This is a genomic window from Streptococcus sp. Z556 (assembly GCF_053010225.1).
On sequence record NZ_JBRKNU010000007.1, the window covers coordinates 46,804 to 67,069 of the forward strand.

General features: G+C 35.6%; 20 protein-coding genes and 1 tRNA gene. 16 read left to right on the plus strand and 5 right to left on the minus strand.

What is annotated here, in order from left to right; translation table 11 throughout:
- Positions 1-48: 48 nt before the first annotated feature.
- The 5 genes from comE to rlmH form a co-directional block, all read right to left on the minus strand.
- Positions 49-801: a competence system response regulator transcription factor ComE gene (gene comE / locus ACVC7S_RS08255; RefSeq protein WP_447266805.1), complete on the minus strand. Its 753-nt coding sequence runs from the start codon at positions 799-801 to the stop codon at positions 49-51.
- Positions 798-2,117: a competence system sensor histidine kinase ComD gene (comD, locus tag ACVC7S_RS08260; RefSeq protein ID WP_447266806.1), complete on the minus strand. Its 1,320-nt coding sequence runs from the start codon at positions 2,115-2,117 to the stop codon at positions 798-800. The genes comE and comD overlap by 4 nt, the downstream gene beginning before the upstream one ends.
- A 20-nt stretch (positions 2,118-2,137) precedes the next feature.
- The gene (gene comC, locus ACVC7S_RS08265) at positions 2,138-2,263 is read right to left on the minus strand and encodes a competence-stimulating peptide ComC (RefSeq protein ID WP_268705771.1); all 126 of its coding nucleotides are present in this window, start codon (positions 2,261-2,263) and stop codon (positions 2,138-2,140) included.
- A 163-nt stretch (positions 2,264-2,426) separates the two neighbouring features.
- Positions 2,427-2,500: transfer RNA gene (locus ACVC7S_RS08270), tRNA-Arg, on the minus strand.
- Between the two features lie 43 nt (positions 2,501-2,543).
- Positions 2,544-3,023: a 23S rRNA (pseudouridine(1915)-N(3))-methyltransferase RlmH gene (rlmH, locus tag ACVC7S_RS08275; protein ID WP_049536882.1), complete on the minus strand. Its 480-nt coding sequence runs from the start codon at positions 3,021-3,023 to the stop codon at positions 2,544-2,546.
- 186 nt (positions 3,024-3,209) lie between these two features.
- Between rlmH and ACVC7S_RS08280 the strand changes: the two genes are divergently transcribed.
- The 16 genes from ACVC7S_RS08280 (at position 3,210) to ACVC7S_RS08355 (ending at position 20,155) form a co-directional block, all read left to right on the plus strand.
- Positions 3,210-4,400, plus strand: a complete 1,191-nt coding sequence (locus tag ACVC7S_RS08280) for a S1C family serine protease (RefSeq protein WP_000681806.1) — start codon at positions 3,210-3,212, stop codon at positions 4,398-4,400.
- 57 nt (positions 4,401-4,457) lie between these two features.
- Entirely contained in the window at positions 4,458-5,216 is a 759-nt protein-coding gene (locus ACVC7S_RS08285) for a ParB/RepB/Spo0J family partition protein (RefSeq protein ID WP_049536884.1), read from the plus strand.
- 216 nt (positions 5,217-5,432) lie between these two features.
- Entirely contained in the window at positions 5,433-6,794 is a 1,362-nt protein-coding gene (gene dnaA, locus ACVC7S_RS08290) for a chromosomal replication initiator protein DnaA (protein ID WP_000660631.1), read from the plus strand.
- Between the two features lie 158 nt (positions 6,795-6,952).
- Entirely contained in the window at positions 6,953-8,089 is a 1,137-nt protein-coding gene (gene dnaN, locus ACVC7S_RS08295) for a DNA polymerase III subunit beta (RefSeq protein ID WP_447266807.1), read from the plus strand.
- A gap of 64 nt (positions 8,090-8,153) precedes the next feature.
- A complete protein-coding gene (locus ACVC7S_RS08300) occupies positions 8,154-8,348 on the plus strand; it encodes a DUF951 domain-containing protein (protein ID WP_000285177.1) in 195 nt (64 codons plus the stop codon).
- 84 nt (positions 8,349-8,432) lie between these two features.
- The gene (ychF, locus tag ACVC7S_RS08305; protein WP_447266808.1) at positions 8,433-9,548 is read left to right on the plus strand and encodes a redox-regulated ATPase YchF; all 1,116 of its coding nucleotides are present in this window, start codon (positions 8,433-8,435) and stop codon (positions 9,546-9,548) included.
- A gap of 72 nt (positions 9,549-9,620) precedes the next feature.
- Complete coding sequence (pth, locus tag ACVC7S_RS08310; protein WP_061453864.1) at positions 9,621-10,190, plus strand: aminoacyl-tRNA hydrolase; 570 nt, start codon at positions 9,621-9,623, stop codon at positions 10,188-10,190.
- Entirely contained in the window at positions 10,191-13,694 is a 3,504-nt protein-coding gene (gene mfd, locus ACVC7S_RS08315; RefSeq protein WP_447266809.1) for a transcription-repair coupling factor, read from the plus strand.
- A gap of 57 nt (positions 13,695-13,751) precedes the next feature.
- Positions 13,752-14,018: an RNA-binding S4 domain-containing protein gene (locus ACVC7S_RS08320; protein WP_001234973.1), complete on the plus strand. Its 267-nt coding sequence runs from the start codon at positions 13,752-13,754 to the stop codon at positions 14,016-14,018.
- Positions 14,011-14,379, plus strand: coding sequence for a septum formation initiator family protein (locus ACVC7S_RS08325; RefSeq protein ID WP_000041917.1), 369 nt, complete (start codon positions 14,011-14,013; stop codon positions 14,377-14,379). Before ACVC7S_RS08320 ends, ACVC7S_RS08325 begins: the two co-directional genes overlap by 8 nt.
- 4 nt (positions 14,380-14,383) lie before the next feature.
- Positions 14,384-14,506, plus strand: a complete 123-nt coding sequence (locus ACVC7S_RS08330) for an SP_0009 family protein (RefSeq protein WP_000429343.1) — start codon at positions 14,384-14,386, stop codon at positions 14,504-14,506.
- Complete coding sequence (locus ACVC7S_RS08335) at positions 14,499-15,767, plus strand: serine hydrolase (protein ID WP_447266810.1); 1,269 nt, start codon at positions 14,499-14,501, stop codon at positions 15,765-15,767. The genes ACVC7S_RS08330 and ACVC7S_RS08335 overlap by 8 nt, the downstream gene beginning before the upstream one ends.
- Entirely contained in the window at positions 15,764-17,041 is a 1,278-nt protein-coding gene (gene tilS, locus ACVC7S_RS08340) for a tRNA lysidine(34) synthetase TilS (protein ID WP_447266811.1), read from the plus strand. The genes ACVC7S_RS08335 and tilS overlap by 4 nt, the downstream gene beginning before the upstream one ends.
- 4 nt (positions 17,042-17,045) lie before the next feature.
- A complete protein-coding gene (gene hpt / locus ACVC7S_RS08345) occupies positions 17,046-17,588 on the plus strand; it encodes a hypoxanthine phosphoribosyltransferase (RefSeq protein ID WP_447266812.1) in 543 nt (180 codons plus the stop codon).
- 15 nt (positions 17,589-17,603) lie between these two features.
- A complete protein-coding gene (ftsH, locus tag ACVC7S_RS08350) occupies positions 17,604-19,562 on the plus strand; it encodes an ATP-dependent zinc metalloprotease FtsH (protein WP_447266813.1) in 1,959 nt (652 codons plus the stop codon).
- 119 nt (positions 19,563-19,681) lie between these two features.
- Complete coding sequence (locus ACVC7S_RS08355; RefSeq protein ID WP_447266814.1) at positions 19,682-20,155, plus strand: sigma-70 family RNA polymerase sigma factor; 474 nt, start codon at positions 19,682-19,684, stop codon at positions 20,153-20,155.
- Positions 20,156-20,266: the final 111 nt, after the last annotated feature.

Below are 20,266 nucleotides of genomic sequence, written 5' to 3' on the forward strand. Positions count from 1 at the left end.
TATCTGTAGCAGATATAACCATTATATCAATTTCTTACTAATTGTCAATCACTTTTTAGATTTTTTCTCTAGAATATCTTTTAGTTTGCGAGTTTTCAAACGAGTGATGGGACAGCGATGATCTTCATAAAAGACAACTTCTAAATTCTTTCGATCAATTTCTCTCACATTTCCCACATTGACAAGGAAAGATTTATGGGAGCAATAAAATCGTTGGGTATGTTTGTCCTTTTCCTGAATATCTGTCATGGTCCCGTAGAACTCTTTGGCAAAATTCTTCCCGATAATTCGCAGTTTATGAGAAACACCTGTGGTTTCGATATACAATATATCGTGGTAAGGGATTTTTAAATCATTTCCCTTATAGTTGTAATCAAAATAGTCTACAACATCTTCGTTTTCAAGTAACATACTCTTAGTATAAAAAATACTCTGCTCGATACGTTTTTTAAACAATTCATCATTGATGTCTTTATCAACGAAATCTAGGGCTGATACCTGGTATTTGTAGGTTAAGGTAGCAAATTCAGATCGACTGGTAATAAAGACAATAATAGCATAGGGATTGTGATGACGGATAAATTGTGCTACTTCAAAGCCCTTTTTCTCAATTCCATGAATATCGATATCTAAGAAATAAAGCTGGTTTACTTCATCATTTTCGATATATTCCTTAAACTCACGAACTTTTCCTGTTGTCTTGTACGAAATAGGAATATTTGATTCCTCAGAGATTTCATTCAATATTCTCTCAAGTCTCACTTGATGCTCGATAACATCTTCTAAAATTAGTACTTTCATTCAAATCCCCTCTTAAATCTAATAATTTGTCTAAATGTGTTGTCTTCCATCTCTGTCTCTAGAATAATGTTGTCATACTTGTCTAAAATCTCATTGACATTATTAAGTCCTAGACCTCTATTTCTTCCCTTAGTAGAGAAACCTAAGGCAAATAAGTTTTCTGAAGGCGTCATAGTGATTTTACATGAATTTTGGATGACTATAACTGTTTCAAAATCCATTTTAATAACTGCAACTTCCATTTGTTTCAAGTAACTATCCGCAGCACCTTCAACAGCATTATTTAAGAGAATGCTCATAATACGAACAAGATCAAGTAAATCTATTGACAATCTAGTAATAACATCCTTTACTTCCAATGTAAACTCTACATCATTATTTCGTGCATAGACAATGGATTGAGCAATCAAACTACGTAAAGCTGAATCTTCTATGTTATTTAAATCAAAGTAAGTATATTTGTCTGATCTCAATTTCTGATTTGCTTTTACTAGGACTTCATTGTAAACCCTGTTAATTTCTTGTAAATCTCCACTGTCAATCGCCATTTGCATGCTGACAAGCATCCCTGCATAATCATGACGAAAACCTCGAATTTCATTATACAAACCTACAATTTCATCTGTATAAGTCTGTAAATATTTTTGTTCAAATTTCTTTTGTTTTAGAGCAATCTCTTTTTCAACTTGAACCTTATAAGAGTTCATTGCAAAGAAGCACAATAACAAACATATAAAAATGATGGCTGCTAAAATACTCCCAAAGCTATTTAAGTGATGAGTCGTACCTACTATATCTGAAATAAACAATAATATATGCAAACCAAAGAAAGCAACTATTGTTTTTTTAAAAAAAGGATAGAGATAATCTTTATCAAAATAGGAAAGTTCTAAATGGAAATAAGTAATAATTTTTTTAATAATAAAATATGTTAGTAATAGTACTCCTAAATAAAACATCACTTCATGTTCTATCACAAAAGCATCACCTGTTATAGAGGATAGGGTTACTGATAAAAAAGTATGGGTACTATGATATAATAAAGATAGTAGTAAACTGATAAAAATTCCTTTATGCTTATCATACTTCTTAAACACTACTATAGAAGTATATAGAATAAAAGGAAATATAAACTTTTCAATCCCTAACCCAGCTAATGAAATAAAGTCAAAGAAAAATTCAGCTACAGACTGATATACAAATATACAAGCTATAAATAAATATCTTTCTTTTTTAGTTACTTTACAAATTAATTCATAGCTTATTGTTAAAATAAAAATATGAAGAATAACTATTCCAAATCCTAATAAACTCATACTATCACCCTATAATATTATTACTTTGTCCTATTTGAAAAAATATGTTTAAAAAAGTAAAGTAGTCTTTTATCCCCACCTCGAATCTCCTGCAATTCTGTTTCTGTTACCTCTTTAAATTGTTCCAATTTAACTGTGTTTTTCATAATAAAGTCTCCTGTATTGTTTTTCTTGTAAATTAACTTACAACCCTATTATACAAAATGAAGACCATGTAAGAAAAATTTCTTCCCAACTGTACATTTTTGCACCTGAAACGCACTTTTTTAAGAAAAAAGCTGGGAAAAATCCCAGCTTTACATCTAAAATTGATCCCAGCAGGATTCGAACCTGCGACCGTTCGCTTAGAAGGCGAATGCTCTATCCAGCTGAGCTATGAGACCTAACATGAACATTCTATCAAAAAACAAGAGCTAAGTCAATCTTCTATTTGTGATAAGGAGATCCCTGCTGAATTGTAAAAGCTCGATAAATTTGTTCAACTAAAACCAATCTCATTAACTGATGTGGTAAGGTTAGACGTCCGAAACTAACAGAAAGATTAGCCCTATTTTTTACACTAGGTGCCAGACCTAAACTTCCTCCAATGATAAAAGTAAGAGTTGAGTAACCTTTTATAGAAGCCTCTTCTAATTGCTTACTAAATTCCTCTGAAGAGAATGTTTTTCCTTCTATAGCCAAGACAAGGACAAAATCCCTTTCTCCAATTTTAGAAAGAATTCTAGCGCCTTCTGTTTCCAAGATTTTTTGATTTTCTATTTCACTAGCTTTATCAGGTGTTTTCTCATCAGCAAGCTCAATCATCTCCAATTTTGCGAAACGTGAAATTCGTTTGCTATATTCAGCAATACCATCTTTAAGATATTTTTCTTTCAGTTTTCCTACTGTTACAATTTTTATTTTCATTCTTTTATTCTATCATATCCACACTTTATTTCACATCTTATACACATAAAAAACATCCAAAATCACAAGGAAATTCACAGAATAAAGTAAGTTATCCACAACTTGTGTAAAACTTTCAAACTTTTAAGTTTGAATTAAGTTAATAGGTTTATAATCTGAGTAAATAAATAACAAACGGAGGCGTTTATGAAACACTTACAAAAATTTTACAAAAAAGGGGTAAAAGTTCTTGTAATCATTTTAATAGGTTTTTTAAGTGGTGCACTAGGAAGTTTCGTAACATTACAACTTTATCAAAAACAAGGAAACCAAGCTACAAATAATAATTCCAACACTGTTACCCAAACATCCTATAAGAATGAAACTTCAACTACCCAAGCAGTCAATAAGGTTAAAGATGCCGTTGTATCTGTTATTACTTATTCATCAAATAGACAAAGTAGTCTATTTGGAACTGATGAAACAGATACTGATCCTGATTCTCAACAAATTGCAAGTGAAGGTTCAGGAGTTATCTATAAAAAGAATGGGAATGATGCCTATCTTGTAACAAATACTCACGTTATCAATGGAGCTTCAAAAGTTGATATCCGCTTGGCAGATGGTACTAAGGTCCCTGGTGAGATTGTAGGATCTGACACCTTCTCTGATATTGCTGTCGTAAAAATCTCTTCAGAGAAAGTAACAACCGTAGCTGAATTCGGTGACTCTAGCCAACTTAACGTAGGGGAAACGGCGATTGCAATTGGTAGTCCACTAGGTTCTGAATATGCCAATACAGTTACACAGGGGATCATTTCAAGTCTTGATCGAACTGTATCTCTAAAATCTGAAGATGGACAAGCTATTTCTACAAAAGCTATTCAAACAGACACTGCTATTAACCCAGGTAACTCTGGTGGTCCACTTGTAAACATTCAAGGTCAAGTTATCGGAATTACATCAAGTAAAATCGCAAGTAACGGGAAAACATCTGTAGAAGGTCTTGGTTTTGCAATTCCTTCAAACGATGCACAAAATATTATTAAACAACTGGAAACGGATGGTAAAGTAACTCGTCCTGCTCTTGGAATTCAAATGGTCAATTTGGCTAATGTTGGAGCGAACGATCTGAGAAAACTCAACATCCCAAGTAGTCTTACTTCAGGTGTAGTTGTTCGATCTGTTCAAAGTAATATGCCAGCAAATGGACATCTTCAAAAATACGACGTCATTACTAAAGTTGACGACAAAGAGATTGCTTCATCAACAGACCTACAACATGCTCTTTATACTCATGCTATAGGAGATACTATAAAAGTAACCTACTATCGTAATGGTAAGGAGGAAACAACCTCTATTAAACTTGATAAGAATTCAGGTGATCTAGAGTCTTAATTGACATCAGTGTAAAGAAAACTTTACAGATAGTAAAAGATATGTTAGTGTAGAATCATGGAAAAATTTGAAATGATTTCTATCGCAGAAATACAAAAAAATCCTTACCAACCTCGAAAAGAATTTGATGCAGAGAAACTAAAGGAATTAGCCCAATCAATCAAAGAAAATGGGCTCATCCAACCAATCATCGTTCGTCAATCTCCTGTAATTGGTTATGAAATCCTTGCAGGAGAGAGACGATATCGGGCTTCTCTCTTAGCTGGTCTTACTTCTATTCCAGCCATTGTGAAACATCTCTCAGATCAGGAAATGATGATCCAATCTATCATTGAGAATTTACAGAGAGAAAACTTAAATCCAGTTGAAGAGGCACGCGCCTACGAATCTTTGGTAGAAAAAGGATTTACTCACACTGAGATAGCGGATAAAATGGGAAAATCTCGTCCTTATATCACTAATTTTATTCGTTTACTTTCCCTACCAGAGCATATCTTATCTGAAGTGGAAAATGGAAAAATCTCTCAAGCTCATGCACGTTCACTAGTTGGTTTGGATAAAGAGCAGCAAGAATATTTCTTCCAATTAATCAAAAACGAAGACATCTCTGTGAGAAAACTAGAAACACTGCTGACAGAAAAAAAACAAAAGAAACAGAAAAAAAGTGACTCTTTCATCAAAGATGAGGAAGATAAATTGAAAAAACTACTTGGAGTGAATGTAGAAATTAAACTTTCTAAAAAAGATACTGGAAAGATTGTTATTTCTTTTTCAAGTCAAGAAGAATATGACAGAATTATCAACAGCCTGAAATAAGGCTGTTGTTTTATTTTCTCAACCCACAAATTTATCCACTAATTTTTTTAGCCAAAGACTTACTAAATCAAGGATTTTTCTATTTATCCCCAACCTGTGGATAAATACTGCTAACATTGTGGATTCTTTTCCTCAATCTGTGGAAAAATCCTACTATCTATGGTAAAATAAGTCTAGCACTAAACTACTAAAATCATAGTAAAGGAGGAAAAATAGTTGAAAGAAAAGCAATTTTGGAATCGTATTTTAGAATTTGCTCAAGAAAGATTGACGCGATCTATGTATGATTTCTATGCTACACCTGCTGAACTCATCAAAGTAGAAGAAAATACAGCTACTATATTTCTACCGAGAACAGAGATGGAAATGGTGTGGGAAAAACAATTAAAAGATATTATTGTTGCTGCTGGTTTTGAAATTTATGATTCTGAAATCAAACCCCACTATATTTTCACTAAACCTCAGAGTACAGAGTCTTCTCAAGTAAGTGATACGACTGATAGTTCTACTTACAATTACACACCTGCGCTACCAACGATTCCCTACTCCGAAACAGGGTTAAAAGAAAAATATACCTTTGATAACTTTATTCAAGGTGATGGAAATGTTTGGGCGGTTTCTGCTGCACTAGCTGTATCTGAAGATTTGGCTCTGACTTATAATCCTCTTTTCATCTATGGAGGACCTGGTCTTGGAAAGACTCACTTGCTCAATGCGATTGGAAATGAGATTTTGAAGAATATTCCTGATGCGCGTGTCAAGTACATTCCTGCTGAAAGCTTTATCAACGACTTTCTTGAACACTTAAGACTTGGGGAAATGGAAAAGTTCAAAAAGACTTACCGTAGTCTTGATCTCCTGTTGATCGATGATATCCAATCTCTCAGCGGCAAAAAAGTTGCGACCCAGGAAGAATTTTTCAATACCTTCAATGCTCTTCATGATAAACAGAAGCAGATTGTCCTAACCAGTGATCGTAGTCCTAAACACTTAGAAGGCCTTGAAGAGAGACTTGTCACGCGCTTTAGCTGGGGATTAACACAAAATATCACCCCTCCTGACTTTGAAACACGTATCGCCATTCTTCAAAGTAAAACAGAGCATTTAGATTACCATTTCCAAAGCGATACCCTAGAATACCTAGCTGGCCAATTTGATTCAAATGTTCGAGAATTGGAAGGAGCAATCAACGATATCACTTTAATTGCTAGAGTGAAGAAGATTAAGGATATCACTATTGATATTGCTGCAGAGGCTATCAGAGCACGTAAACAAGATGCCCGCCAGATGCTTGTTATTCCAATTGAAAAAATCCAAACTGAAGTTGGTAATTTTTATGGAGTGAGTGTCAAAGAAATGAAGGGGACGAGACGAGTTCAAAACATCGTTTTGGCGCGTCAAGTTGCTATGTATCTAGCTAGAGAACTGACAGATAATAGTCTTCCTAAAATCGGAAAAGAATTCGGCGGAAAGGATCATACTACCGTGATTCATGCTCATGCTAAAATAAAATCATTGATTGACGAAGACGATAATTTACGTTTAGAAGTAGAATCAATCAAAAAGAAAATTAAGTAGAGTGTGGATAACTCTCACTTTCCTATCTTTTTTATCCACATTTTTTAAACAAGCTAAGAAACTTGAGTTTACTAAATAGAAATCAGTTTTCCACAGAATTCACAGACTCTATTATTACTATTAACTTTCTAATACTAAGAATAAATAAAGGAGAATCCATGATTCATTTTTCAATTAATAAAAATTTATTTCTACAAGCCTTAAATACCACAAAACGAGCAATTAGCTCTAAAAATGCTATTCCAATTTTATCAACAATCAAAATTGATGTTACCAATGAAGGAATTACTTTAATTGGATCAAATGGGCAAATCTCCATTGAAAATTTCATTTCTCAAAAGAATGAAGATGCTGGTCTCTTGATAACTTCTTTGGGTTCGATTCTTCTAGAAGCCTCTTTCTTTATCAATGTTGTATCCAGTCTTCCAGATGTAACCCTTGATTTCAAAGAGATTGAACAAAAACAAATTGTCTTAACAAGTGGCAAATCAGAAATCACTCTAAAAGGAAAAGATAGCGAACAGTACCCACGAATTCAAGAAATTTCAGCGAGCACACCTTTGGTTCTTGAAACCAAACTACTCAAGAAAATTATCAATGAAACAGCTTTTGCTGCAAGTACGCAAGAAAGTCGTCCAATTTTGACTGGTGTCCATTTTGTTTTGAGCAATCACAAGGAACTAAAGACAGTTGCAACAGACTCTCATCGCCTTAGTCAGAAAAAATTGACTCTTGAAAAAAATGGTGATGATTTTGATGTGGTGATTCCTAGTCGCTCTCTACGCGAATTTTCAGCTGTATTTACGGATGATATTGAAACTGTGGAGATTTTCTTTGCAAATAATCAAATCCTCTTTAGAAGCGAAAATATTAGCTTCTACACTCGTCTCCTAGAAGGAAACTATCCTGATACAGATCGTTTGATTCCAACTGACTTTAATACGACAGTAACTTTTGATGTTGTCAACTTGCGTCATTCAATGGAACGTGCTCGTCTCTTATCAAGTGCGACTCAAAATGGTACTGTGAAGCTTGAAATTAAAGGTGGTGTTGTTAGCGCCCATGTTCATTCTCCTGAAGTTGGTAAAGTAAACGAAGAAATTGATACGGAGCAGGTTACTGGGAATGATTTGACTATTAGTTTCAACCCGACTTACTTGATTGATTCCCTCAAAGCTTTAAATAGCGAAAAAGTCATTATCAGCTTTATCTCAGCTGTTCGTCCATTCACTCTTGTTCCAGCAGATACTGATGAAGACTTCATGCAGCTCATTACTCCAGTTCGTACAAATTAAGTGAAAGAGGTTGAGCCTAGCTCGCCTCTTTTATGATATAATCGAAAAAGAAAAGGAGAGTAGTATGTATCAAGTTGGAAATTTTATTGAAATGAAAAAGCCACATGCTTGCACCATCAAGTCAACAGGAAAAAAAGCCAATCGTTGGGAAATTACACGTGTTGGGGCAGATATCAAAATCAAATGTAGCAATTGCGACCATCTTGTTATGATGAGCCGCCATGATTTTGAACGAAAAATGAATAAGATTATTGACTAAGAACCCTTAGTTAGAGGGTTAGCAAGTTTTCCCTTTTTGTGTTATAATGTTAGGGATTGAAATGAGAACGGAGAATGAGAAACTATGGCTTTAACAGCAGGTATCGTTGGTTTGCCAAACGTTGGTAAATCAACCCTTTTTAATGCAATTACAAAAGCAGGAGCAGAGGCAGCAAACTACCCATTTGCGACTATTGATCCAAATGTTGGAATGGTAGAAGTTCCAGATGAACGCCTACAAAAACTAACGGAAATGATTACTCCTAAAAAGACAGTTCCAACAACCTTTGAATTTACAGATATTGCAGGGATTGTAAAAGGCGCATCGAAAGGAGAAGGTCTAGGGAATAAATTTTTGGCCAACATCCGTGAAGTAGATGCGATTGTTCATGTTGTGCGTGCATTTGATGATGAAAATGTTATGCGCGAGCAAGGACGTGAAGATGCCTTTGTGGATCCACTTGCAGATATTGATACCATTAACTTGGAGTTGATTCTGGCTGATCTAGAGTCAGTAAATAAACGCTATGCGCGTGTAGAAAAGATGGCGCGTACGCAAAAAGATAAAGAATCAGTAGCAGAGTTTAATGTCCTTCAAAAAATTAAACCAGTCCTTGAAGATGGAAAATCAGCTCGTACCATTGAATTCACAGATGAAGAACAAAAAGTAGTCAAAGGTCTCTTCCTTTTGACGACTAAACCGGTTCTTTATGTTGCTAATGTGGATGAAGATGTCGTTTCAGAACCAGACTCTATCGACTATGTCAAACAAATTCGTGAATTTGCGGCGACAGAGAATGCTGAAGTAGTAGTTATTTCCGCGCGTGCTGAAGAAGAAATTTCTGAGTTAGATGATGAAGATAAGCAAGAGTTTCTTGAAGCACTTGGCTTGACAGAATCAGGTGTGGATAAGTTGACTCGAGCTGCTTACCACTTACTTGGACTTGGAACTTACTTCACAGCTGGTGAAAAAGAAGTTCGCGCTTGGACCTTTAAACGTGGTATGAAAGCTCCTCAAGCAGCTGGTATTATCCACTCAGACTTTGAAAAAGGCTTTATTCGTGCAGTCACCATGTCATATGAGGATCTAGTGAAATACGGATCTGAAAAGGCTGTAAAAGAAGCTGGGCGCTTGCGTGAAGAAGGAAAAGAATATGTCGTTCAAGATGGCGATATCATGGAATTCCGCTTTAATGTCTAATAACATTTAACAAATAGTGTCAATTAGGTTGGAAAAAAATTCCAACCCTTTTGGCTTTTGAAAGGAAAATAAATGACTAAATTACTTGTTGGATTAGGAAATCCAGGGGATAAATATTTTGAAACCAAGCACAATGTTGGCTTTATGTTGATTGACCAATTAGCTAAAAAACAAAATGTCACTTTTACACACGATAAGATATTTCAAGCTGACCTAGCATCTTTTTTCCTCAATGGAGAAAAAATTTATCTTGTCAAACCTACGACCTTTATGAACGAAAGTGGAAAAGCGGTTCATGCTTTATTGACTTACTATGGTTTGGATATTGAAGATTTACTGGTTATTTACGATGACCTTGACATGGAAGTTGGGAAAATTCGCTTAAGAGCTAAGGGATCAGCAGGTGGTCATAATGGGATCAAATCTATTATTCAACATATAGGTACTCAGGTCTTTAACCGTGTTAAAATAGGTATCGGAAGACCTAAAAAAGGTATGTCAGTAGTTCACCATGTTTTAAGTAAGTTTGATCAGGATGACTATGTAGGTATTTTACAGTCAATTGACAAGGTTGACGATGCTGTAAATTACTATTTACAAGAGAAAAACTTTGAGAAAACAATGCAGAGGTATAATGGATAAATGGTGACTTTATTAGATTTATTCTCAGAAAATGATCAGATAAAAAAATGGCATCAAAATCTGATAGATAAGAAAAGACAACTAATACTAGGTCTGTCAACTTCTACCAAGGCTCTTGCAATTGCAAGTAGTCTAAAAAAAGAAAATAAGATTGTGTTATTGACATCAACTTATGGAGAAGCAGAAAGAATTATCAGTGATCTTCTTTCTATCTTAGGAGAGGAATTTGTCTATCCATTTTTGGTAGATGACTCTCCTATGGTAGAGTTTTTGATGTCTTCACAAGAAAAAATCATTTCGCGAGTTGAAGCCTTGCGTTTTTTAACTGATTCATCTAAGAAAGGGATTTTAGTTTGTAATATCGCAGCAAGTCGCTTGATTTTACCTTCTCCAACTGGATTTAAAGAAAGTATTATAAGGATTGCAGTCGGTGAAGAATATGACCAACATGACCTTCTTCACAAATTAAAGGAAATAGGCTATCGCAAAGTTACGCAAGTACAAACTCAAGGTGAGTTTAGTATTCGAGGAGATATTTTAGATATTTTTGAGATGTCTCAGTTAGAACCTTTCCGAATCGAGTTTTTTGGTGATGAAGTAGATGGAATTCGGACTTTCGAAGTAGAAACACAATTATCAAAAGAAAATCAAACAGAACTCATTATCTTTCCAGCAAGTGATATGCTCTTGAGGGAAAAGGACTATCTACGAGGTCGGTCTGCTTTAGAAAAGCAAATTTCCAAGACCTTATCACCAATTTTAAAATCATACTTGGAAGAGATTTTGTCAAGTTTTCATCAAAAACAAGTACATTCAGATAGTCGAAAGTTTTTATCTTTATGTTACGATAAAACATGGACTATATTTGATTATATTGAAAAAGATACACCAGTGTTTTTTGATGATTACCAAAAATTGATGAATCAGTATGAAGCCTTTGAAAGAGAGTTAGCGCAATACTTTACAGAAGATTTACAGAATGGTAAATCATTTTCTGATATGCAGTATTTTGCAGATACAGAGCAAAGCTATAAAAAACAAAGTCCAGTTACCTTTTTCTCCAATCTCCAAAAAGGATTAGGAAATCTCAAGTTTGATAACATTTATCAATTTAATCAATATCCTATGCAGGAATTTTTCAATCAATTTTCTTTTCTAAAAGAAGAAATTGAGCGATATAAAAAAATGGACTACACTATTATCTTGCAGTCTAGTAATTCAATGGGAAGTAAAACATTGGAGGATGTTTTAGAGGAATACCAGATTAAATTGGATTCCAGAGATAAGTCAAGTATCTGTAAAAAATCTGTAAACTTGATTGAGGGTAATCTAAGACATGGTTTTCATTTTGTAGATGAAAAAATTCTCTTGATTACTGAACATGAGATTTTTCAAAAGAAATTAAAACGTCGTTTTAGAAGACAACATGCGTCAAATGCAGAGCGATTAAAAGATTATAATGAACTTGAAAAAGGGGACTACGTTGTTCACCATATTCATGGAATTGGTCAATATCTAGGTATTGAAACAATTGAAATCAAAGGGATTCACCGTGATTATGTCAGTGTTCAATATCAAAATGGGGATCAAATCTCCATCCCAGTAGAGCAGATTCAGTTACTGTCAAAATATGTTTCAAGTGATGGTAAAGCGCCAAAACTTAATAAATTAAATGATGGTCATTTCAAAAAGGCCAAGCAAAAAGTTAAGAACCAGGTAGAGGATATAGCTGACGATTTAATCAAGCTTTATTCTGAGCGTAGTCAGTTGAAGGGGTTTGCTTTCTCAGCTGATGATGATGAGCAACATGCTTTTGATGATGCTTTCTCTTATGTTGAAACGGATGATCAACTTCGCAGTATTGAGGAAATCAAGAGAGATATGCAGGATTCTCATCCCATGGATCGACTTTTAGTTGGAGATGTTGGTTTTGGGAAGACTGAAGTTGCAATGCGTGCAGCCTTTAAGGCGGTCAATGATCATAAACAAGTTGTCGTTCTAGTTCCGACGACGGTTTTAGCGCAACAACACTATACAAATTTTAAAGAGAGATTCCAAAATTTTGCAGTTAATATTGATGTATTGAGTCGTTTTAGAAGTAAAAAAGAGCAGGCAGAGACACTTGAAAAATTAAAGAATGGTCAAGTCGATATTTTGATTGGAACGCATCGTGTTTTGTCAAAAGATGTTGTGTTTTCAGATTTAGGCTTGATGATTATTGATGAAGAGCAACGATTTGGTGTCAAGCATAAGGAAACGTTGAAAGAACTGAAGAAACAAGTGGATGTCCTAACCTTAACAGCAACTCCAATACCTCGTACTCTTCATATGTCTATGTTGGGAATCCGAGATTTGTCTGTTATTGAAACACCTCCGACCAATCGTTATCCAGTGCAAACCTATGTTTTGGAAAAGAATGATAGTGTGATTCGTGATGCTGTCTTGCGTGAAATGGAGCGTGGAGGTCAAGTTTACTATCTTTACAACAAAGTTGACACTATTGATCGGAAGGTTTCAGAATTACAGGAGTTGATTCCAGAAGCTTCGATTGGGTTTGTTCATGGACAAATGAGTGAAATTCAGTTAGAAAATACTCTATTGGACTTTATTGAAGGACAATATGATATTTTGGTGACTACCACAATCATTGAGACTGGCGTTGATATTCCAAATGCTAACACCTTATTTATTGAAAATGCAGATCATATGGGCTTGTCAACCTTGTATCAATTAAGAGGAAGAGTTGGTCGGAGCAATCGCATTGCCTATGCCTATCTCATGTATCGTCCAGAAAAATCAATTAGTGAAGTTTCTGAAAAGAGATTAGAAGCAATCAAAGGATTTACAGAATTGGGATCTGGTTTTAAGATTGCTATGCGAGATCTTTCGATTCGGGGAGCAGGAAATCTCCTAGGAAAATCGCAGTCTGGTTTCATTGATTCTGTTGGTTTTGAATTGTATTCACAGTTATTAGAGGAAGCTATTGCTAAACGGAACGGTAATGGGAATAAAAGAACCAAAGGAAATGCTGAGTTGATTTTACAAATTGATGCTTATCTTCCTGATACTTATATTTCTGACCAACGACATAAGATTGAAATTTACAAGAAAATTCGTCAAATTGACAATCGTGTCAACTATGAAGAACTACAAGAAGAATTGATGGATCGCTTTGGAGAATACCCAGATGTAGTAGCCTACCTTTTAGAGATTGGTTTGGTTAAGTCATATTTGGACAAGGTCTTTGTAGAACGTGTGGAAAGAAAAGATAACAAGATTACAGTTCAATTTGAAAAAATCACTCAACGACTATTCTTGGCTCAAGATTATTTTAAAGCCTTATCTGCAACGAACTTAAAAGCAGCTATAGCTGAGAATAAGGGATTAATGGAAGTTGTATTTGATGTCCGAAACAAGAAGGATTATGAAATTTTAGAAGGTTTGCTGATTTTTGGAGAAAGTTTATTAGAGATAAAAGAATCAAAGGAAGCAAATCCCGTTTAACATTTTTCTTCTATAAAAAGGATAAAAATGGTACAATAATAATTTGAGGTAATAAAAATGAGATTAGACAAGTATTTAAAAGTATCACGAATTATTAAGCGTCGTACAGTTGCAAAGGAAGTAGCAGATAAAGGTAGAATCAAGGTAAATGGAATTTTGGCCAAAAGTTCAACAGATTTGAAAGTTGATGACCAAGTTGAAATTCGCTTTGGAAATAAATTGTTGCTTGTAAAAGTACTGGAGATGAAAGATAGTACAAAAAAAGAAGATGCAGCAGGCATGTATGAAATTATCAGTGAAACACGGGTAGAAGAAAATGTCTAAAAATATTGTACAAATGAATAATCCTTTTATTCAAAATGAACACCAACGTCGTCGCTACCTGATGAAGGAAAGACAAAAGAGGAATCGCTTTATGGGTTGGGTTCTGATTTTGATGATTTTATTGTTTATTTTACCGACCTATAATCTGGCCCAAAGCTATAATCAGTTACTGCAACGTCGTCAGCAATTGACAGAGTTGAAAGAACAGTATCAAACTCTCAGTGATGAAAAGGATAAGGAATCCGCTTTTGCTGCAAAGTTGAAAGACGAAGACTATGTAGCAAAATATGCACGCGCCAAGTACTATTACTCAAAGAAACGAGAAGCGATTTACACAATTCCTGATTTGCTTCCGAGGTAATGTCATGGAAAATTTATTAGAAGTTGTTGAGCAGTTTTTAAGTTTATCAGATGAAAAACTAGAAGAATTAGCAGCTAAAAATCATTTATTACGATTACAAGAAGAAAGGGAAGAGAAGAATGCGTAAGTTCTTAGTAGTTTTATTGCTACCTGCTTTTATCATAACCTCAAGAGTAGTTAGCACAGAAAAACAGCTTCCTTACTCTTCGCAAGAAATTTATTATCTAACTGAGTCTGACTATGGGTTCTACTATAAAGAAACACTGGAATCCCCAATGGTATATGGTGAAACAACTCTCTATGCTAATGAGGATCTTGTCAAGGACTCTGGTAAATTAACTCCTGAAACCGCCTTTAAAATCGTAGAATGGCGTTTGAATAGACAGGGTGTTCCTGTTTTTAAATTAGACAATCATCAGTTTATCCTTGCAGATAAGCGGTTGGTCTATGATCAAAGTCATGTTCAAACTCAAAATAGACAAGTATGGTTGGAACAAGGGTTTGTTATCTATAACAGCCCTTATGATGCTAAAGAAATTTCTTCTACCCTCTCCCCCTATCAATACGTACTAGTGGATAGAACTCTCTTTGCTGAGGGACAAGAATTTCTTCATATTGATCAAGTTGGGTGGGTATCAAAAGAGTTCGTTTCAGAAGAAGATAATCGCATCCAGAAGGTTCAAGAAATCTTATCAAACAACTATCAGAATGAAAATTACTCTATTTATGTTAAACAGCTGAACACGGGTAAAGAGGCTGGGGTGAATGAAGACAGCAAACTCTATGCAGCTAGCATCTTGAAACTGGCCTATCTGTATTATGCTCAAGATAAGATAAATCAAGGCGACTATACGCTGGATAGTAGCTTCAAGTATATCCCAGAAGTAAATAGTTTCCCTGGGTCCTATAAACCAGAAGGTAGTGGTAGCTTACCTAAAAAAGAAGATAACAAAGAATACAGTCTTCAACAGTTAATTACCAAGGTAACAAAAGAGTCTGACAATGTTGCTCATAATATTTTAGGTTATTATGTGACCAATCAATCTGACGAGGCTTTCAAAGAAAAAATGTCCACCATTATGGGTGAAGATTGGGATGTGAATGATAAATTGACTTCTTCAAAAATGGCTGGAAAAGTCATGGAAGCTATTTATAATCAGAATGGTTTTGTCTTAGAGTCTCTGAGCAAGACTGATTTTGACAACCAAAGAATTGCTAAAGGTGTTTCGGTTAAGTTAGCTCATAAAATCGGAGATGCCGACGAGTTTAAACATGACACTGCCATTGTCTATACTGATTCTCCTTTCGTTCTTTCTATCTTCACCAAAAATTCTGATTATGACACCATTTCTAAGATAGCCAAGGATGTCTATGAGGTTCTAAAATGAGGGAACAGGATTTTTTAAATCATTTTCTCCGAAAAGAGTATTTCAAAAAACATTCTAAAGTATTATTGGCTCTGTCTGGTGGACTGGATTCAATGTTTTTATTCCAGTTATTGTCTACTTATCAAGAAGAGTTGGGAATTGAGTTGATTTTAGCTCATGTCAATCACAAGCAGAGAAGTGAGTCTGACTGGGAGGAAAATGAACTAAGGAAGTTAGCTGATGCAGCTGAACTTCCTATTTATATCACAAGCTTTTCAGGAGACTTTTCAGAAGCGCGTGCTCGAGAGTTTCGTTATGATTTTTTTAGGAAAATCATGAAAGATGTTGGAGCGACAGCCTTGGTCACTGCCCACCATGCAGATGATCAGGTTGAAACGATTTTAATGCGTTTGATTCGCGGAAGTCGGTTACGTCATTTAATAGGAATAAAAGAAAGACAAGTAGTTGATGATATTGAAATCATCCGTCCCTTGTTGCATTTTCATAAAACAGACTTCCCACCAATTTTTCATTTCGAAGATCAAACAAATCGTGAGAACAGCTATTTTCGCAATCGTATTCGAAATAGGTATTTACCAGAACTTGAAAAAGAAAATCCCCGCCTTAGATCTGCTCTTTTAAATCTAGGAAGTGAGATTTCAGATTACCAAGCAGCCATAACGGAGCTTTCTGAGCAGATTGATGTAGAAGATTTGAATGAGCTCTTTTCATACTCAAAACAAACTCAAGGGGTCTTGCTCCAGAACTATCTCAATCAATTCCCAGACTTAAACCTTACGAAGACTCAGTTTGATGAAGTTCGACAGATTTTGGCAAGGAAAAGCCAGTATCGTCATCCATTGAAAAATGGTTATGAATTGATAAAAGAGTATCAAAATTTTCGAGTTTGCAAAATCAGTCCTCAGGCTGATGAAAAGGAAGATGAACTTGTGTTACACTATCAAAATCAAGTTCGACATAAGGGCTATTTATTTTCCTTTGGTATTCCTATTGAAGGAGATATTGTTCAAAAAATAAATGTTTCACGAGAAACTTCGATACGAATTAGAGGTCGAAAACCTAGCGATGTTATTAGGCTGAATGGTTATCGAAAGAAACTGAGACGCTTATTTATAGATTTGAAAATCCCTATTGAAAGACGAAAAACAGCTCCTATTATTGAGCAATTTGGAGAAATTGTCTCAATTTTGGGAATTGCGACCAGTGATTTGAGTAAAAACACGAAAAATGATATAATGAACACTGTACTTTATATAGAAAAAATAGATAGGTAAAAAGATGTTAGAACACGATATTAAAAAAATCCTCGTTTCACATGATGAAATTACAGAAGCGGCTAAAAAGCTAGGTGAACAATTAACCAAAGACTATGAGGGGAAAAATCCAATTCTTATTGGAATTTTGAAAGGATCGATTCCTTTTATGGCTGAATTGATCAAACATATTGATACGCATATTGAGATGGACTTCATGATGGTATCTAGCTACCATGGTGGAACTGCAAGTAGTGGTGTGATCAATATCAAGCAAGACGTAACTCAAGATATCAAAGGAAGACATGTTCTATTTGTAGAAGACATCATTGATACAGGTCAAACTTTGAAGAATTTGCGAGATATGTTTATTGAAAGAGAAGCAGGTTCTGTTAAAATTGCGACTTTGTTGGACAAACCAGAGGGACGTGTTGTTGAAATTGAGGCAGATTATACCTGCTTTACTATTCCAAATGAGTTTGTAGTAGGTTATGGTCTGGATTATAAAGAAAATTATCGTAACCTTCCTTATGTCGGAGTATTGAAAGAAGAAGTTTATTCAAATTAGAAAGATCTATCTTTAATGAAAAAACAAAATAACGGTTTAGTTAGAAATCCATTTCTATACTTGTTAATTATCTTCTTCCTTGTAACAGGATTCCAGTATTTTTATTCTGGAAATACTGCAGGACGAAGCGAAAAAATTAACTATACAGAATTAGTAAAAGAAATTACAGCAGACAATGTAAAAGAATTAACCTATCAGCCGAATGGTAGCATCATTGAGGTGTCTGGTGTTTATAAAAATCCTAAAACTAGTAAAGAAGAAACAGGAATTCAATTTTTCACTCCTACTGCTACGACAGTAGAAAGATTCTCAAGTACCATTCTTCCGTCGGATTCAACAGTTGCAGAATTGCAAAAACTTGCTTCTGAACATAAGGCAGAGGTAACGGTTAAACATGAGAGTTCAAGTGGTATGTGGATCAATATCCTTGTCTCTGTTGTGCCATTTGCTATTCTCTTCTTCTTCCTATTCTCTATGATGGGAAATATGGGAGGAAACAATAGTAGAAATCCAATGAGTTTTGGACGTAGCAAGGCCAAGGCAGCTAACAAAGAAGATATCAAGGTACGATTTTCAGATGTAGCAGGTGCCGAGGAAGAAAAACAAGAATTAGTAGAAGTTGTTGAATTCCTAAAAGATCCAAAACGATTTACAAAACTTGGTGCGCGTATTCCTGCGGGTGTTCTTTTAGAGGGACCTCCGGGAACAGGTAAGACTTTGCTTGCTAAGGCGGTTGCTGGAGAAGCAGGCGTTCCATTCTTTAGCATCTCAGGATCAGACTTTGTAGAAATGTTTGTCGGAGTTGGTGCAAGTCGTGTTCGTTCTCTTTTTGAGGATGCTAAAAAAGCAGCACCAGCCATTATCTTTATCGATGAAATTGATGCTGTTGGTCGCCAACGCGGTGTTGGCCTTGGTGGAGGAAATGATGAACGTGAGCAAACCTTGAACCAGCTCTTAATTGAAATGGATGGTTTTGAGGGTAATGAAGGAATTATTGTTATCGCTGCGACAAACCGTTCAGATGTTCTTGATCCAGCTCTTCTCCGCCCAGGACGTTTTGATAGAAAAGTCTTGGTTGGTCGCCCTGATGTTAAAGGTCGTGAAGCAATCTTGAAAGTTCACGCTAAAAATAAACCTCTAGCAGAAGATGTTGATTTGAAATTAGTTGCCCAACAAACTCCAGGTTTTGTGGGAGCTGACTTGGAAAATGTTCTAAATGAGGCAGCCTTGGTTGCAGCCCGTCGCAACAAGTCAGTCATTGATGCTTCAGATATTGATGAGGCAGAAGACAGAGTGATTGCTGGACCGTCTAAGAAAGATAAAACAGTATCACAAAGAGAACGTGAATTGGTTGCCTACCACGAGGCAGGACATACCATTGTTGGTTTAGTCTTGTCGAATGCCCGTGTTGTTCATAAAGTGACTATCGTACCACGTGGACGAGCAGGCGGATACATGATTGCACTTCCTAAAGAAGATCAAATGCTTCTTTCTAAAGAAGATATGAAAGAGCAATTAGCAGGTTTGATGGGTGGTCGTGTTGCTGAGGAAATTATCTTTAATGTCCAAACGACAGGAGCTTCAAATGACTTTGAACAAGCTACACAGATGGCGCGTGCAATGGTCACTGAATACGGTATGAGTGAAAAACTAGGTCCAGTTCAATATGAGGGCAATCATGCTATGTTTGGTGCACAAAGTCCTCAAAAATCAATTTCAGAACAAACAGCCTATGAGATTGATGAGGAAGTACGTTCATTATTAAATGAAGCACGAAATAAAGCAGCTGAAATTATTCAATCAAATCGTGAAACTCATAAACTGATTGCGGAAGCATTGTTGAAATACGAAACATTAGATAGTACTCAAATTAAATCTCTTTACGAAACAGGAAAAATGCCTAAGACTGTCGAAGAGGAATCTCACGCCCTATCTTATGATGAAGTAAAATCAAAAATGAGTGAAGAAAAATAACCTCGAGAGGCGCTGCCTCTCTTTTTATGTGCCGTTGAGGGCGGAAGAAGTATAAAACAGAGGAAGTAGACCCATGGACTCGCGCATTTTGTTAAACTAAATGCAGAAAGGAGAGGTCTATGAATCTAAAAGACTTATATGAAGAAAGCAAGGGTATCGTCCATAAGTGTCGAAAAGATTATCACCTGCATCTGTGGGAGAATGAGGACTGGGACCAGGAAGGCATGTTATGTCTGTATGAGCTGGTGAGTCGCAATCCAGAGTTACTAGAGGGCGAGCGCCACCAATTATATGTATATTTCAAAACCAAGTTTCGAAATCGTATCCTAGATTACATCCGTAAACAGGAAAGTCACAAGCGTCGTTTCGATAAAGAACCCTATGAGGAGGTAAGCGAGATTAGTCACCGCTTAGGAGAAAAAGGGCTGAGACTAGATGATTATTATCTCTTTCACGAACTTCTGAAGACATACAAATCCGAGCAGAGCAAGGAAAAACAAGAGTTGGTTGACCGTCTTATGGGAGGAGAAATCTTCAGAGGACGCAAGGCCCTACTGAGGGAGCTTTCTATCGTCTTCAAAGAATTTGTATAGGATGTAAAAAAGTTCTTGACAAAGGCGGAAAAGTAGGTATAATAGAAAGAGTCGAAAAGCTCAGGTCCGTTGGTCAAGGGGTTAAGACACCGCCTTTTCACGGCGGTAACA

Excerpts from the sequence above, each read along its gene's own strand:
- comE (WP_447266805.1), bottom strand. The coding sequence starts at position 801 with ATGAAAGTACTAATTTTAGAAGATGTTATCGAGCATCAAGTGAGACTT.
- comD (WP_447266806.1), bottom strand. The coding sequence starts at position 2,117 with ATGAGTTTATTAGGATTTGGAATAGTTATTCTTCATATTTTTATTTTA.
- comC (WP_268705771.1), bottom strand. The coding sequence starts at position 2,263 with ATGAAAAACACAGTTAAATTGGAACAATTTAAAGAGGTAACAGAAACA.
- rlmH (WP_049536882.1), bottom strand. The coding sequence starts at position 3,023 with ATGAAAATAAAAATTGTAACAGTAGGAAAACTGAAAGAAAAATATCTT.
- ACVC7S_RS08280 (WP_000681806.1), top strand. The coding sequence starts at position 3,210 with ATGAAACACTTACAAAAATTTTACAAAAAAGGGGTAAAAGTTCTTGTA.
- ACVC7S_RS08285 (WP_049536884.1), top strand. The coding sequence starts at position 4,458 with ATGGAAAAATTTGAAATGATTTCTATCGCAGAAATACAAAAAAATCCT.
- dnaN (WP_447266807.1), top strand. The coding sequence starts at position 6,953 with ATGATTCATTTTTCAATTAATAAAAATTTATTTCTACAAGCCTTAAAT.
- ACVC7S_RS08300 (WP_000285177.1), top strand. The coding sequence starts at position 8,154 with ATGTATCAAGTTGGAAATTTTATTGAAATGAAAAAGCCACATGCTTGC.
- ychF (WP_447266808.1), top strand. The coding sequence starts at position 8,433 with ATGGCTTTAACAGCAGGTATCGTTGGTTTGCCAAACGTTGGTAAATCA.
- pth (WP_061453864.1), top strand. The coding sequence starts at position 9,621 with ATGACTAAATTACTTGTTGGATTAGGAAATCCAGGGGATAAATATTTT.
- mfd (WP_447266809.1), top strand. The coding sequence starts at position 10,191 with ATGGTGACTTTATTAGATTTATTCTCAGAAAATGATCAGATAAAAAAA.
- ACVC7S_RS08320 (WP_001234973.1), top strand. The coding sequence starts at position 13,752 with ATGAGATTAGACAAGTATTTAAAAGTATCACGAATTATTAAGCGTCGT.
- ACVC7S_RS08325 (WP_000041917.1), top strand. The coding sequence starts at position 14,011 with ATGTCTAAAAATATTGTACAAATGAATAATCCTTTTATTCAAAATGAA.
- ACVC7S_RS08330 (WP_000429343.1), top strand. The coding sequence starts at position 14,384 with ATGGAAAATTTATTAGAAGTTGTTGAGCAGTTTTTAAGTTTATCAGAT.
- ACVC7S_RS08335 (WP_447266810.1), top strand. The coding sequence starts at position 14,499 with ATGCGTAAGTTCTTAGTAGTTTTATTGCTACCTGCTTTTATCATAACC.
- tilS (WP_447266811.1), top strand. The coding sequence starts at position 15,764 with ATGAGGGAACAGGATTTTTTAAATCATTTTCTCCGAAAAGAGTATTTC.
- hpt (WP_447266812.1), top strand. The coding sequence starts at position 17,046 with ATGTTAGAACACGATATTAAAAAAATCCTCGTTTCACATGATGAAATT.
- ftsH (WP_447266813.1), top strand. The coding sequence starts at position 17,604 with ATGAAAAAACAAAATAACGGTTTAGTTAGAAATCCATTTCTATACTTG.
- ACVC7S_RS08355 (WP_447266814.1), top strand. The coding sequence starts at position 19,682 with ATGAATCTAAAAGACTTATATGAAGAAAGCAAGGGTATCGTCCATAAG.